Genomic DNA, 12,665 nt, shown 5'->3' on the forward strand with positions numbered 1-12,665 from the left:
CCCCGCCGGGGAACTATTTTGCCGGTGATGCCCAAAATGCCCGGCCTGCCTCACCCCGGGCGCCCCGCCGCCTCACCCCGACCCGCGGGCCCGGCCCCACCGCCCCCCACCGCCCCGTCCGGCTGACAGATCACGGCGGAATCTGTCAGGCGTCGGTAAACGTGCAGGTCAGAAAACGTTCCTGACAGATTTTGCAAAGTTTGTCAGGAGGCGGCCCGGGCAGCGCCAACGTTCCGGCCCGGCGTCCCACCGCGCAGGGTTGTTAAACTCGGCTGGGCAAAACTGATACCTATCCGATGAAGGAATACATCAATGTCCACTCCGAACAATGACGGCTTCGAGCCGTATCCGCAGCATCCGCAAGGAAGCCACCCGGAGAACGACGGGGGTTACCCGAGCTATGACAGTTACGCCGACCCCGCCGACGCCGGCAACTACGCCGACCAAGCCGGCAACTACCAAAACGGCTACAGCGACTACAGCGCGTTTGAGGTCAATTCGGCGGCGTCGATGGCGGGCAACACGGCGTTGCGGTTCCATGGCCAGCAGTTGACGGACAACGTTCCGGGCGATGGTGTGAGCCCGCACCCGATTAACGACCCGGCGAATAACGGCTGGTCGCATGTGAAGGGCACCGGCAAGCTGAACATTTTGGAGGCGATCGGCTGGGGCTTCAAGACCGTGTTTGGCAACCCGAAGCTGTGGTTGCCGCTTGGCGTGGTGTACCTGCTGCTGAGCGTGGCGGTGCAGTTTGTGCCGACGGTGGGCACCTGGATTCAGGTGGGCGGCACGACGGTGTTCGGCCCGTGGATGATTGGTGCGGCGTTGCAGGCGACGTTGGCGCGCAACCTGAGTTTCGGGGATGTGAAGTCGCCGACGTTTGGTAAGACGCTGGGCATGTCGGTGTTGTTGTCGGTCATCGCCATGCTTGGCATGACGGTGCTGCTGACGGCGCTGGGCATTGGTGCGTTTTCGGCGATCGATCCGACGATGATCCCGGAGAATCCGGAGGCGATCATGGATGATCCGGAGACGTTCTTTGCGGTGATGGGCCCGGTGATGGCGGCATTCGGCATTGGTTTGGTGGTGATGCTGCTGATCAGCCCGCTGTTTATGCTGCAGCCGTGGTTCGCGGGTGACAACAATGGCACGTTTGGCCAGGCGTTCACCGGCGGTTTCAAGGCGGGTGCGCGTAATTATGGCCGTCTGTTGGGCTTCGCGGTGTTGGCTGGTTTGATCAACCTCATTGGTGCGATCCCGTTTGGTCTTGGTTTGATTGTGACCTTGCCGGCGACGATGCTCGCGTTGGCGTACGCCTACCGGCAGATTTCGGCTGGTCCGGTGCCGCAGGAGCCTACAGCTTAACGACGACCCTTCCACCGCCCCGGCCCTCCAACAGGGCCTGGCCGGCTTCGATGACGCCATCCAATCCGATTGTTTCGGTGCGGATGGCGTTTGTGTTGAGGGAGGTGTCGAGGAGTGCCCAGGCTTCGTCGCGAAGGTCGTTGGGGGTGTCGACGGAGTTCACGCCGATGAGTTGGGTACCGCGCAGGATGAACGGCAGGACGGATGCGGGCAGGTCGTTGCCGGCGGCCATGCCGCATGCGGTGGCGACGCCGCCCCAGCGCAGTTGGGTGAGCGCGTTGGCCAGGATGTCGGAGCCGACGGTGTCGATCACGCCGCCGAGGCGCGCCTTCTGCAGCGGTTTGCCTTTGCCGGTGAAGTCGGCGCGGTCGAGGATTTCGGTGGCGCCGAGTTCGCGCAGCCAGGTGCTGTGTTCGTCGATACGCCCGGTGAGCGCCCAGACCTCGTGGCCGCGCTCGGCGAGCAGTGATACGGCGATGGAGCCGACTCCGCCGGTGGCGCCGGTGACCAGGACGGGGCCGTCGACGGAGTAGGAGGCGCGCTCGAACGCCGCGACGGAGAGTGCTGCGGTGTAGCCGGCGGTGCCGATGGCGGCGGCGTCCTCGGCGGTGAAGCGGGATGGGATGCGGGTGATGTGGGTGTCGTCGATACGCACTTGCGGGGTGTAGCCGCCGTGACGGCGCTCCCCCAGCCCACGGCCGTTCACCGTGACCAGCGTGCCGTCTTCGAGGGTGCCCACCGCGTCGATGCCGGGGACGCGCGGCAGTTCGCGCAGGACACCGCGGTTGCCGGACAGTGCCATTGCGTCTTTGTAGTTCAGCGACGAGTGCGAGACGTTGATCAGCGTGTCGCCTTCGCCGGCGTATTCATCGCGGGTTTCTACGATCGCGGGACCATTGTCAGTAACCAGCAAGGTGCTATTCATGGTCGCCAGCCTAACGTGCGTCTAGCGTGGGGCGGGTGAATACGACCAGAAGTAGACCGGCAACGGTCGCCGCGGCAGTGGTGACTGTCGTTGTCGTGCTTGCGTTTACGGTGGGTAAGGCTTTCGTGTCGATCCCGGGAGTGTGGGCGGCGGAGTCGCACCAGATCAGTCAGATCCGGCTCAATCCGCTGCAGACGTTCACGTATGCGCGGGTGTGGTGGGGTCCGTGGCTGAACTTGTTTGGCAACATTGCGCTGTTCATTCCGGTGGGGTTCGTGGCGTATCGGGGCTCGATCGTGAGGGCGCTCGCGGCAGGCACGCTGTTCAGCCTGGGCATCGAGACGGCGCAGTACCTCGGCGGGTGGGGGTATAGCGATACGGACGATGTCATCTGCAACGCGGCGGGTGCGTTGTTGGGGGCGGTGTGGGCGAGGGTGTCGTCGCAAAGAAACACGGTTTTGTGGGTGATCGCTGCGGTTGGGGTGGTTCTCCTGACGGTGTATGCGGCGCTAGGGTTGAGCGCATGAGTGAGCGTGGTTGGTTTACCCGGCGGGTGTTTCCGGATGGCAACGAGCCGGATCCGCGTTTCACCTTGGCTAACGAGCGCACGTTCCTCGCGTGGACGCGTACTGCGCTCGCGTTTTTGGCGGGTGGGATTGCATTGGAGGCGTTTGAGCTTCCGCGTATCGACGACACCGTGCGCTCCATCGCCGCCGCCACCATCATCGTGATCTCAATGGCTATTTCTGCAGGTGCTGCGGTGCGTTGGGTACGGATCGAACGCGCCTTGCGCCACGGCAAACCAATCCCGGCGCCGGCGATCGTGCCGATTCTGGGCATCGGTGTGTTCGTCGCCGCAGTGGTGGTTGGGGTGAGCCTGCTGTGAGCATCGTCGTTGCGGACCCCGGTCTGCAGCCGGAGCGCACCGCGATGAGTTGGACGCGCACCGGCCTTGCCATGCTGGTGTGTGCGGCGACGCTGTTGCGCTGGGCGGATGCCTACCCGGAGTTAATTGTGTTCGCGGCGTGCGCGTTGTCGCTTGGCGCGGTGGCGATCGGGCTGCTGAACCGCCGGCTGTACAGGCGCGACGCATTTGCTCTTGCCGACGAGCGCAGCGCCCCGAACACCGCCCCCATCGCCATTCTCACCGCGATGATGCTGGGCATTGCCGTGGTGGGGCTCTACCTGGTGCTCGCCTGAGTTAACCGGGCGGGGCCAACCAGGCGGGGTCTAGACCTAGCCTTCGTAGTAGGCGCGGTGGAGGTGCATCATGGCGCGGCCTTCGTCGGAAAGCCCGGAGCGGCCCGGTTCGTACTCTTCGACGACGCAGAAGCCGTAAAGCCACGGGATGTAGTCGTCGATGTCGGGGTTGGGCTGGGGCTCGCCGATGAACCAGTCGACGGTGGCGCGCCACAGGTCTGCGCCCATGACGGATTCGAAGAAGCGACGCAGGTTGTCGGCGTTGGCGGCGACGGCGTCGTCACTGCTGAGGAAGGTCAGGCCCGCCTTGGTCGGGGTGAGGATTTCGTGGCGCTTCTTTAACAGGCCGGCGTCGAGAAGAAAATCGACGACGGTACCCGGGAACGGCAGCGCTGTGATCTCGCGGATCTCGCGGGATACCTCGGGGGTTAGCTCGCCCACGTTGTAGGGCACGCTGGCGATGAACAGGCTGATCAGGTCGCCGAACACCAAGGTCAGGGAGTTGGGGGCTTCGAGGTCATCGGTGTCGTCGAGAAGCCCTTCGAGCCCTTCGAGCCCTGGCAATCCAGCGAAGCCGGGCAGGCTGGCCAGTTCGGCGAGTTCGGGGAAATCGGTGCCTTCGCCGAGGACGGAGTTGAAGAAGTCGGTCACGGCCGAGATCATCGCCGGGTTGCGCTCCGGGTGGGGGTCCACGTCCAGGATTTCGCGCAGGCCGGGCTGGGAGTTGATGAAGTTGTCAAAGCGCTCCGCCAGGCCCAGACCCTCGGATTCGGCGGCGGCCATCTCGTCGAAAAACTGCTCCTCGGCGACGTTGGCCATGCGGGAGGCGACCGTGACCGGGTCGGCGAAGGTCAGCCGGTCCAGCATGCGCTCCGGCGGCATGACCGGCAGGAAGCTAAACAGCAAGGTGACGGTGTCCACGTCGGGTTCGATACCGGCGGCGAGCAGGCGGGCCTGGCGGCGGAACTCGGTCATCATGGCGGGGCCGTTGCAGGCTTCGATGACGTCGGGGCCGGCGGCGTCGACAAGCATCGGCGTTGGCGCATCGATGTGGGAGGGGCCGAGGACTTCGACGTGGATGGACCAGTCGGCCGCCGCGTCGTAAATGTAGGTCATCGGCTCCATCTCAGCGACCGTGATGGTGTCTTCGTGCTGCTCACCCGCACCGGGGCTTTCGGCGTACACCTCACGTTGCGTGCCGTGCTTGCCCACGAACAGGTGCGAGGACGCGCCGGAGAACCCGAGGGATGCGTCGATGACCTCGGCGAGCGCGCCGAGCGTCATGTCGGGGTCAACGTTGAAGCAACGTGAGATTTCCGGCGAAGAGTCTTCGACGGTGATCAGCACTGAGACAGTCATACCGGAAACAATACGGACTTTTGCTACACGACGAACAACAGCGCGCACACCACCGACGTGACCATGCCCGCTGCCAACGGCACGAGGGTGCGGCGCACCACGTCAACCGGGTTCACGTTCAGTGCGCCAGCGACGATGAGCACCGCAGCGTTGACCGGGGAAGCCTGGCGCATGGTGTTGGAGGCGGCCCAAATGGAGGTGAGCATCTGCGGGGCGGACACGGCGGAGTCGGCCGCGATGCCCGGCACCATTTCGGAGAACGCGAAGTACGGGGCCACGCCGGAGCCGGTGAGCATTGCCATGACAGAGGTGGCGATGACGAACACCAGCACCATCAGGATCGCAGCACCCGAGGACGCCTGGGCGAGGCTGGTCAGGCCCTCGATAACGCCCATCTGGGTGATGCCTTCCACCAGGATGGCGGCGGCGACGATGAGGGACACCACGCCTGCGGCGCCCTCGCCGAGGCCTTTGAAGAAGTCCTGGAGGGAATCCGCGGCGTAGTTCACGTCGCGCAGGCGGATCGCCTCGATGATCATGGTCAGCATGAGCGACACGACGGTCACGGGGAGAATGCCGGCCTCGAAACCGACGATGTCCAGGCGGTTCAGGATTGCGGAGACGATGATCAGCAACAGCGGCATCAGCGGCAAGATGGCGTAGAAACCGGGCAGGCCCTCGGCGCGCTCCATGGCTTCGTGGATGCGTCGATCCGACTCTTGGTGCTTCGCGGCCTCCAGGTCGGCCTCGCCTGCGGCGGCACCGGCTTTGACCAGGTCCTTCTTGTCGCAGCGGTGCTGCCACCACATGTGCACAAACGCGATGACGATCAGGCCCGGGATGGTGGCCTTAGCCACGTTGCCGAAGGTGAACTCGGTGACCGTCATGCCGGTCAGGTCAGCGGCCTGAATCAGGCCCGCCTCCAGCGGGGACGGGGCAATAGTGGAGGCCGTAGCGACGATCGCACCCACCGTCAGCGGAGTCAGCCCCGCAGCGATCAACGCCGGCATGAGCGTGGCCACGAGCAACAGCGCCAACGCACTGGCAGAGGGCACCACGAACGACAGCAGCGTCGCCACCAAGTAGCCGATGGGTACGAGCCAGTAGGAGCCGTTGAAGCGACGCAGCGGGCTAGACAGTGCCACTACGGTCTTTGCGTCGGCGCCGATGTGGCGCATGTAGCCGACGAAACCGAACAGCACCATAATTGCCATGCCGGTGCCGGCGAAACGGGACTTGAACAGGGCCTCGATGATGAGCAACTCGTCGTAGAACGCGTTGCCGGAAGATTCGAACTCGGTTGAGGCGTAGTCGATGCGGCCGGTTGCGGCGGCGATCATGAGCAGCAGCACACCCACCGCGAAGATGGCGGATGCGGCGTGGACTTTTTTGTAAATGAAGTAGCCGACGGCAGCGACGGCCAAGACAGCAATCAGAATATATAGCACTATCCGATTATTGCGCTGTTACCGCATGTCTGCACGGTAAGTGGCCTATATGTGGGCAAGATCTCCCCGGTTCGTGTTACTCGGGAAGACCACCCAACACCAGCACGTGGGTGAAATGCTCGGAACGGTTCTCCAAACCGAGCGTGCGCTCACCCGGACCAATGAGCATGTGGGAGTGAGAGACCACCGAGGAGCGGTTGACCTCGATATCGCCGTCGCAGGCAATGATGGCGTACTCGAAGTCAGGGTTGAGCGTCATCGCAAGTTCAGCGTCCGTGGCAAGCGTCATCTGCGCTGCGACACACGGCGTGAGCGTCTCAATTTCTCCTTTGCGGCCGAACATTTCACCGATGAACACGTACGCCTCGCCGGCGGTTCGAGTGGTCACGGTACGCAGCGGAAACGCCTCAGGTTCGGCGATTTGCTGGCGGGCGGGCAACGCATCTGCCTCGATGAACATCTGCCCTTGAGGGCGGTCCAAATCGTCGCCGGTACGCAGCGAGCCGTTATGGCGCCAGGTCAGGCTGGCCAAGCCAACTGGCGCGTCATGCGGGCCGCTGAGCCCCAGTAAGCAGGTACTGGCGCGCCAGGGCCCAGTATGCAGCTCGATGAAAGTCATACGGGACACACTAGATGATGCGACGCTGCCGAGCTTGCTCTACGGCAGCTGTTCTGTTGTCCACGCCCAACTTTGTATAGATGTGGATCAGGTGGGTTTTCACCGTGGCTTGGGAGATGAAGAGCTGTTCGGCGATCTCCCGGTTCGACGCGCCCGTCTGCAGTGCGCGAAGCAGTTCGATCTCGCGGGCGGACAGAGCCTCGTCGGGGTTGACCAGGCGGTCTGCCAGCACATTCGCCACTTGCGGAGAGAGCACGCGCTTGCGTTTCGACGCCTGCACCACCGCGTCATGCAATTCATCCTCCGGCGCGTCTTTGAGCAGGTAGCCCATCGCACCGGCCTCCACCGCGGCGACCACGTCGGCCTGTGTGTCGTAGGTGGTCAGGATGAGCACCGGCGGCCCGCCCGCCTTGACCAAACGGCGGGTCAGGTCGATTCCGGACGCGCCGGGCATCTGAATGTCGGAGACCACCACGTCCACGTCTCCCGGCACCTCAACATCGCCGTCGGCGGCCTCAGCCACCACTTCCATATCGCCGAACGAGTTGAGAACGGCGCGAAGGCCGGCGCGGACGACCGGGTGGTCGTCGATAAGCATTACGCGCAGCGTCATTGCTCCTCCACAGGCAGTGTCGCGGCGAGGACGTTGCCCTCCACCGAAAGTTCCCCACCGATCTCCTCCACGCGGGCGCGCAGGCCCTTGAGCCCGTAGCCCTCCTTGCCGGAGATGCCGCGGCCGTTGTCAAAGACGTCGATGGTTGCGGTCGCGCCCAGCTTATCCACCGTGATCACCGCCTTAGATGCGCCCGCGTGGCGCACGATGTTGCTTAAGCCCTCGCGCACCATGCGCTCAGCTACCGACGCCGCCGGCTCCGGCAAATCAACCGCGTTGACCTGCACCTCCAGTGGCTCGCCGAGCGCGCGCTGGCGGTCCGACGCCGCCCGGGCAAGCCGCTCCAACCGCACCGGCAACGCCACACGCTGGGGTTTGTCGTCAACCGAGACCGTGTCCGCCGAATTGATTTTGACGAAGCGGCGCGCCTCCGCCAGGTTGTCCGCAGCCGTCGAGCGAATCACGTCCAGGGTCTCGCGCGCCGCGGCGTCGTCGCCGAGCTGCTTATCCAGCGCGCGGCCGAGCAGCACGATCGAACTGAGCCCCTGCGCCATCGTGTCGTGCACCTCGCGCGCCAGGCGCGCTCGCTCCTGTGCCACGCCCGCCGCATGCTCCGCCGCGGCGCGCTCCCGCTGGGCCGAGCGCAGGTCATCGGCCATCTGCTTGTAGTGGTCCGCCTCCGCGCGCAGCGCCCGGTACGCGTGCACGATGAACACCGCGAGCACCGTGCCTATCGACGGCCCCACCACCGCACCGATATTTCCACCAGCACCCGAGCCCACACCCGGTCCCACACTAGGCCCGGCCACTGCCCACAGGGACACACACAGCAAGCCGGCCGCGGCCAGCAGCTCCCACCAGCGCGGCAGGATCACACACGCCAACATGACCAGCGGAAACTCCAGCCACACGAAGTCCGCGGAGACCTGCACCAGCCCCACCCACAGCGCGGCCACGACCGCCAGCCACGCGTACGGCGCCCAACTTGGATAGGCCCGGCCCTCGTAGTGCCACACCGTGCCCGCCATGTACACAGCGGCGAAGACGGTGGAGAGAACGAGGCCGGGCAGGGGGTCGTCGATACGCAATTGCCCCATAAGACCCACCGCAAGCAATACGGCGACCAGCACGTGCAAGCTCACGCGCAACAAATCCAGAATCCGGGTCGTGGACAACATAGGACTGAGCGTAGATCAACCGATCGGTTGATTGGGATTTCAACCGCCCGCCCGATGTGGAACAGTGCAGGTCAAAGCCATAATCGGAGTCATGTTCGTAGGTTTGAGAGAAATGAAGTCGGCCAAGGGGCGCTTCGGGCTGATCGTGGGCACGGTCACCCTGATCACCCTGCTGGTGGTTGTGCTGACCGGCCTGACCGCAGGCTTGGGCAAGCAGAACACCTCAGCACTTGAAGCGCTCGAGCCGGAATCCGTTGTCTTCCAGGACCCGGAAGACCTGTCGTTTACCACCTCGCGTGTGGAGGCTCGCGACGGCATGACCCCGCTTGGCACCAGCCAAATGCTGCTGACCAAGGCAAACGGCGAAGACGCCGCAGTGTCCATCCTGTCCCTGCCGGAAGGCACCGTGCTGCCGGGCGGCCAGACGCTGGGCAAGGACGCGGTTGCCGCGCCGGGCCTTGAACTCACACAGGGCGAGGAGATCACCGTCGCCGGCAAGGCCATCACCGTCGGCGCGATTGGCGAGGACCTTGCGTTCTCCCACTCCCCTGTCCTGTGGGTGCCCACGGACTTTTGGAAAGAGATCATGCACACCGACGCCGACGGCACCGTGCTGCTCGCCGACCACGAGGTCGGCGGCGGTGTGTCGTTGAAGGAGTCCTTCGAGGGCCTGCCCGCGTACTCCTCTGAGCAGGGCTCCCTGAAGCTCATCCAGGGCTTCCTCTACGCCATCGCCGCGCTGGTGATCGTCGCGTTCCTCACGGTGTGGACGATGCAGCGCGGCCGCGACCTAGCCATCCTGAAGGCCATCGGCGCATCGAACAAGTACCTGCTCAAGGACGCACTCGGCCAGTCCGCGGTGCTGCTCGGCGCAGGTGCGCTAATCGGAGGCGTGGTCGCCTTCGGCCTCGGGCTGGCGATGCAGGGCGCTGCACCGTTCTCCCTGACCGCACTCACCGCCGTCGCCCCGCCAGTTGCCATCTGGGCGCTCGGCATGGTCGGCGCGCTGATTGCCACCCGCTCCATTACAAAAGTTAACCCGCAGCAGGCCCTTGGAGGTGCCGCATAATGCTTGAACTGAAAAATGTCACCGTCGCCTTCCAGGACGGCCAGGAAATGCGAACCGTGCTGGACAACATGAACTTCACCGCCAAGCCCGGCGAGCTGACCTTCATTGTTGGCGAGTCCGGCTCCGGAAAATCCACCATGCTTTCCGTCGCCGCGGGCCTGATCACACCGGATTCCGGCACCGCCACCCTCAACGGCGTTGAGGTGAACAACGATGTGCGCCGCGACAAGATCGGCATGATCTTCCAGCAGGCCAACCTGATCGCCGCGCTCAACGTGCGTGACCAACTGTTGGTGACCGACGACATCCGCGGCATCAAGCCACGCCCGGACCGCGCCGATGAGCTCCTGGCCAAGGTCGGCCTCGAGGGTCTTGGCGATCGCCGTATGGGCGAACTCTCCGGCGGTCAGCGCCAGCGCGTCGGCATCGCCCGCGCGTTGATGGGTGAGCCAGAGCTTTTGCTTGCCGACGAGCCCACCGCCGCCCTCGACCACGACCGCTCCCAAGAGATTGTGAAATTGCTGCGTGACCTGGTTGAAGAGCGCAACATTGCCTGCGGGTTTGTCACCCACGACCGCTCGCTGATCAATCCGCGAGACGAGGTCTTCGAGGTTGGCGTCAACGCACGCACCCCGGTCTACGCATAAGACTGCGCTTATATGTCTGGGGTTTGTATGTCTGGTGCTTCAATCGCTGGCGCTAGCGCAGGAGCGTGCGCGACCACAGCGCCAGCACCGCAAACGCCAGCGCGCCGAGCACACCGCTAGAGATCAGGGTGCCGGACAAGTAGCCCGCATCTACCACCGCAGCACCAACCGCGGAACCGGATGCGATACCGACCTGGAACGTGACCACGTACACCGAACTTGCCAGGTCCTGGTTGCGCTGGCCTGCGTGCAAGAAGATGGTGGTGGCCACCGTGGGCAGCGCACCGGCGGCCATGCCGAACACGGCGATCACCGCGAACATGCCTAGGCCGCTTCCGGCACCGAGCGCGAGCAAACCTGCGATGGCGGACACCACCATCACGGCAGCGGCCAGGGCATTGAGCCGGATCATTCGGCTATCCACCCTCCGGCCGGCGATCGTGATGCCGACCAAGCCCGCGATGCCGTACAGGGACACGCCGAACGGCACATACGCGTGGCCGGCGGTGCCTTCCACCAGCAGCGCCAAGTACGTAAAGGTGGAGAAGATACCCGTCACCGCGAGCAGCACGTACACCACAAGCGAAGGGATGGCGGACTTCGTGTTCGTCGCCTTCGCCCTGTTCGCCGGTGGCACCGCCGGCAGACTTGGCAGGGTGGCGATCAGGGTGACCAGCGCGCCGATCGTCGCTACGCCAAGCACCCACGTGGATGCCCGCCAGCCGATCATCGTGCCCAACGCAGTGGTCAGCGGCGAGCCCGCAACCAGCGACAAGGTAGAGCCGATGGACACCGCAGCCACCGCCTTACCTGTCTGCCCGGCGGGAGCGATGCGGGCCGCCATCGGGTTGACCAGCGACCAGAACACGCCGTGTGTAAATGCTGCGGTGACGCGCCCGGCCACCAGCATCCAGTAGTTGCTGGCTGTTGCCTGCAGCACGATCCCGCCGAGGAGAAACACCAGAGTGGCGATAAGCAGCGGACGCCTATTGACGCTGCGTGTGAAGTGGATCAGCGGGATGGTCACCACTGCGACCAAGCCCGCATAGACGCTCATGAGGAGGCCAATTTGGCCTTCGGAGACGCCGAGGTCTCGCGCCATCGGGGAGATGAGCCCCACCGAGAACATCTCGAAAGTGACATAAACAAAGGCGGCGAAACTCATCGCCGCCAGTGGTACGAAGGGGAATTGGCCCGGGGTTTTCTGGGGGGTTTTCGCGGTGTTGGACACCGCGCCAAATTACGCCTATCGCCCGCCCATGACAAATGCTGCCCCAGCGCCACCAATGATTGTCAACAGAGCGACGACGATGCCGATGATCGCACCGACAGGCATCGACGCTTGTGGTTCGTTCTTCTGGCGCTCAACCGAGGTGGAGAAGTCAACGCTGATGTTGGTGGTGGTCTTCGACTCAGTCGGTGTGGACGGCTCTGTGGTCTTGCCAGGCTTGTCCTTGCCGCGCTGTACCGGTGGCACGTCGTACGGAGTGGTCGGCTTGGGAGCGACGGGCAGAGTGACCGAGCCGCCACCATTGGCGCAGGCCTCGCGTGCCTTCTTGAAGGCATCGCGGAACTGTGCCGCATTGACCGAGCCGATGGCTTCCTTGGACGAGGCGTGCGCGTTTACCCACTTTTTGCGCTGGTCTGCCGGCATGTCTGCCAGAGCGCCCTCGAGAAGCCTGTCGCTAATTTCCTGTGGGAAAGCGGGGTAAATGTCGCGTGGGTCAGTGGCGCTGATGGTGCCACTTTCAAGGGCGTCATCCACAACGCGCCAGAACTCAACATGATCCAGCGCCAGTCCGTCTTCACTGGATACCAGCACGCTGTTAATGATTTCGGTGAAGTACCACTTTGCGCCTGCCGGATCTACATTTGCGGCAGTAGCGATGCGGTCTTCCCAACGGGCGGTTTCAGCGTTGCGGTTGGCATGGAACTGCCTGAAGTATGGGCCGTTGAATGCTTCGAGGAATTCTTGTGCGATGGGCGCAGCTTCCGGGAACGCTACCTCGAAGGCGTTGGTCCACTGCTGTTTTTGCTGCGCTTGGGGGCTCCTAAGGTCTCGCGGCAATGCTGCGGCGAAATCCTTTTCTGCAATGCTCATTTGCAATGAGCACACGCCGTTAATGGGCTTGCCTACAGTGGCCGCGTCGGCGGAGGGCACGGCAGTGGCAGCCGCTGCTGTAGTAGCTGTCAGGGCAAGCGCTGCGATCCTCCGTTTATTTAACACATAAGTAAGCGTAGC

14 protein-coding genes are annotated in these 12,665 nt (G+C 64.1%); 6 read left to right on the forward strand and 8 right to left on the reverse strand.

Translation table 11 applies throughout. The annotated features are described in order from the left end of the window. Window positions 1-312 precede the first annotated feature (312 nt). Window positions 313-1,365 carry a DUF2189 domain-containing protein gene (locus HMPREF3048_RS02925; RefSeq protein WP_070771139.1) on the forward strand — a complete coding sequence of 351 codons (1,053 nt, stop codon included), beginning with the start codon at window positions 313-315 and terminating at the stop codon, window positions 1,363-1,365. Here HMPREF3048_RS02925 and HMPREF3048_RS02930 read toward each other — a convergent pair. Continuing rightward, window positions 1,355-2,290 (reverse strand): acrylyl-CoA reductase family protein, encoded by a 936-nt coding sequence (locus HMPREF3048_RS02930; RefSeq protein WP_070771140.1) that lies wholly within the window; start codon window positions 2,288-2,290, stop codon window positions 1,355-1,357. The two genes, HMPREF3048_RS02925 and HMPREF3048_RS02930, sit on opposite strands and share 11 nt — an antisense overlap. Before the next feature lie 35 nt (window positions 2,291-2,325). Between HMPREF3048_RS02930 and HMPREF3048_RS02935 the strand changes: the two genes are divergently transcribed. Genes HMPREF3048_RS02935 through HMPREF3048_RS02945 form a run of 3 tightly spaced genes read left to right on the forward strand, consistent with a single transcriptional unit; the run spans window position 2,326 to window position 3,490 of the window. Then, the gene (locus tag HMPREF3048_RS02935; RefSeq protein ID WP_070452880.1) at window positions 2,326-2,817 is read left to right on the forward strand and encodes a VanZ family protein; all 492 of its coding nucleotides are present in this window, start codon (window positions 2,326-2,328) and stop codon (window positions 2,815-2,817) included. Next, window positions 2,814-3,176 (forward strand): YidH family protein, encoded by a 363-nt coding sequence (locus tag HMPREF3048_RS02940; protein ID WP_070452871.1) that lies wholly within the window; start codon window positions 2,814-2,816, stop codon window positions 3,174-3,176. The genes HMPREF3048_RS02935 and HMPREF3048_RS02940 overlap by 4 nt, the downstream gene beginning before the upstream one ends. Next, window positions 3,173-3,490 (forward strand): DUF202 domain-containing protein, encoded by a 318-nt coding sequence (locus tag HMPREF3048_RS02945; protein WP_070771141.1) that lies wholly within the window; start codon window positions 3,173-3,175, stop codon window positions 3,488-3,490. The genes HMPREF3048_RS02940 and HMPREF3048_RS02945 overlap by 4 nt, the downstream gene beginning before the upstream one ends. Window positions 3,491-3,526: 36 nt before the next feature. Here HMPREF3048_RS02945 and HMPREF3048_RS02950 read toward each other — a convergent pair whose 3' ends face one another. The 5 genes from HMPREF3048_RS02950 to HMPREF3048_RS02970 form a co-directional block, all read right to left on the reverse strand. Then, a complete protein-coding gene (locus HMPREF3048_RS02950; RefSeq protein ID WP_070452874.1) occupies window positions 3,527-4,849 on the reverse strand; it encodes an IS1096 element passenger TnpR family protein in 1,323 nt (440 codons plus the stop codon). A 23-nt stretch (window positions 4,850-4,872) separates the two neighbouring features. Beyond that, window positions 4,873-6,297 carry a C4-dicarboxylate transporter DcuC gene (gene dcuC / locus HMPREF3048_RS02955; RefSeq protein WP_070771142.1) on the reverse strand — a complete coding sequence of 475 codons (1,425 nt, stop codon included), beginning with the start codon at window positions 6,295-6,297 and terminating at the stop codon, window positions 4,873-4,875. A 76-nt stretch (window positions 6,298-6,373) separates the two neighbouring features. Then, window positions 6,374-6,916 carry a pirin-like C-terminal cupin domain-containing protein gene (locus tag HMPREF3048_RS02960; RefSeq protein WP_070484586.1) on the reverse strand — a complete coding sequence of 181 codons (543 nt, stop codon included), beginning with the start codon at window positions 6,914-6,916 and terminating at the stop codon, window positions 6,374-6,376. 10 nt (window positions 6,917-6,926) lie between these two features. Continuing rightward, the gene (locus HMPREF3048_RS02965) at window positions 6,927-7,529 is read right to left on the reverse strand and encodes a response regulator (RefSeq protein WP_070771143.1); all 603 of its coding nucleotides are present in this window, start codon (window positions 7,527-7,529) and stop codon (window positions 6,927-6,929) included. Beyond that, window positions 7,526-8,707: a sensor histidine kinase gene (locus tag HMPREF3048_RS02970; RefSeq protein WP_070771144.1), complete on the reverse strand. Its 1,182-nt coding sequence runs from the start codon at window positions 8,705-8,707 to the stop codon at window positions 7,526-7,528. Before HMPREF3048_RS02970 ends, HMPREF3048_RS02965 begins: the two co-directional genes overlap by 4 nt. A gap of 112 nt (window positions 8,708-8,819) precedes the next feature. Between HMPREF3048_RS02970 and HMPREF3048_RS02975 the strand changes: the two genes are divergently transcribed. Both HMPREF3048_RS02975 and HMPREF3048_RS02980 read left to right on the forward strand, forming a co-directional pair. After that, window positions 8,820-9,776, forward strand: a complete 957-nt coding sequence (locus HMPREF3048_RS02975) for an ABC transporter permease (protein ID WP_311524491.1) — start codon at window positions 8,820-8,822, stop codon at window positions 9,774-9,776. Continuing rightward, the gene (locus HMPREF3048_RS02980; RefSeq protein WP_070450720.1) at window positions 9,776-10,423 is read left to right on the forward strand and encodes an ABC transporter ATP-binding protein; all 648 of its coding nucleotides are present in this window, start codon (window positions 9,776-9,778) and stop codon (window positions 10,421-10,423) included. The genes HMPREF3048_RS02975 and HMPREF3048_RS02980 overlap by 1 nt, the downstream gene beginning before the upstream one ends. A 52-nt stretch (window positions 10,424-10,475) precedes the next feature. Here HMPREF3048_RS02980 and HMPREF3048_RS02985 read toward each other — a convergent pair whose 3' ends face one another. Then, a complete protein-coding gene (locus HMPREF3048_RS02985; RefSeq protein ID WP_070771167.1) occupies window positions 10,476-11,588 on the reverse strand; it encodes an MFS transporter in 1,113 nt (370 codons plus the stop codon). An 81-nt stretch (window positions 11,589-11,669) separates the two neighbouring features. Beyond that, window positions 11,670-12,524 (reverse strand): hypothetical protein, encoded by an 855-nt coding sequence (locus HMPREF3048_RS02990; RefSeq protein ID WP_070771146.1) that lies wholly within the window; start codon window positions 12,522-12,524, stop codon window positions 11,670-11,672. Window positions 12,525-12,665: the final 141 nt, after the last annotated feature.

It is taken from the genome of Corynebacterium sp. HMSC075D04 (genome assembly GCF_001815635.1).
Lineage (GTDB): Bacteria > Actinomycetota > Actinomycetes > Mycobacteriales > Mycobacteriaceae > Corynebacterium > Corynebacterium coyleae.

Bases quoted from the DNA above. Each gene is read 5' to 3' on its own strand.
- HMPREF3048_RS02925 (WP_070771139.1), top strand. From the start codon at position 313: ATGTCCACTCCGAACAATGACGGCTTCGAGCCGTATCCGCAGCATCCG.
- HMPREF3048_RS02930 (WP_070771140.1), bottom strand. From the start codon at position 2,290: ATGAATAGCACCTTGCTGGTTACTGACAATGGTCCCGCGATCGTAGAA.
- HMPREF3048_RS02940 (WP_070452871.1), top strand. From the start codon at position 2,814: ATGAGTGAGCGTGGTTGGTTTACCCGGCGGGTGTTTCCGGATGGCAAC.
- HMPREF3048_RS02950 (WP_070452874.1), bottom strand. From the start codon at position 4,849: ATGACTGTCTCAGTGCTGATCACCGTCGAAGACTCTTCGCCGGAAATC.
- HMPREF3048_RS02960 (WP_070484586.1), bottom strand. From the start codon at position 6,916: ATGACTTTCATCGAGCTGCATACTGGGCCCTGGCGCGCCAGTACCTGC.
- HMPREF3048_RS02965 (WP_070771143.1), bottom strand. From the start codon at position 7,529: ATGACGCTGCGCGTAATGCTTATCGACGACCACCCGGTCGTCCGCGCC.
- HMPREF3048_RS02970 (WP_070771144.1), bottom strand. From the start codon at position 8,707: ATGTTGTCCACGACCCGGATTCTGGATTTGTTGCGCGTGAGCTTGCAC.
- HMPREF3048_RS02975 (WP_311524491.1), top strand. From the start codon at position 8,820: ATGAAGTCGGCCAAGGGGCGCTTCGGGCTGATCGTGGGCACGGTCACC.
- HMPREF3048_RS02980 (WP_070450720.1), top strand. From the start codon at position 9,776: ATGCTTGAACTGAAAAATGTCACCGTCGCCTTCCAGGACGGCCAGGAA.
- HMPREF3048_RS02985 (WP_070771167.1), bottom strand. From the start codon at position 11,588: ATGAGTTTCGCCGCCTTTGTTTATGTCACTTTCGAGATGTTCTCGGTG.
- HMPREF3048_RS02990 (WP_070771146.1), bottom strand. From the start codon at position 12,524: ATGAGCATTGCAGAAAAGGATTTCGCCGCAGCATTGCCGCGAGACCTT.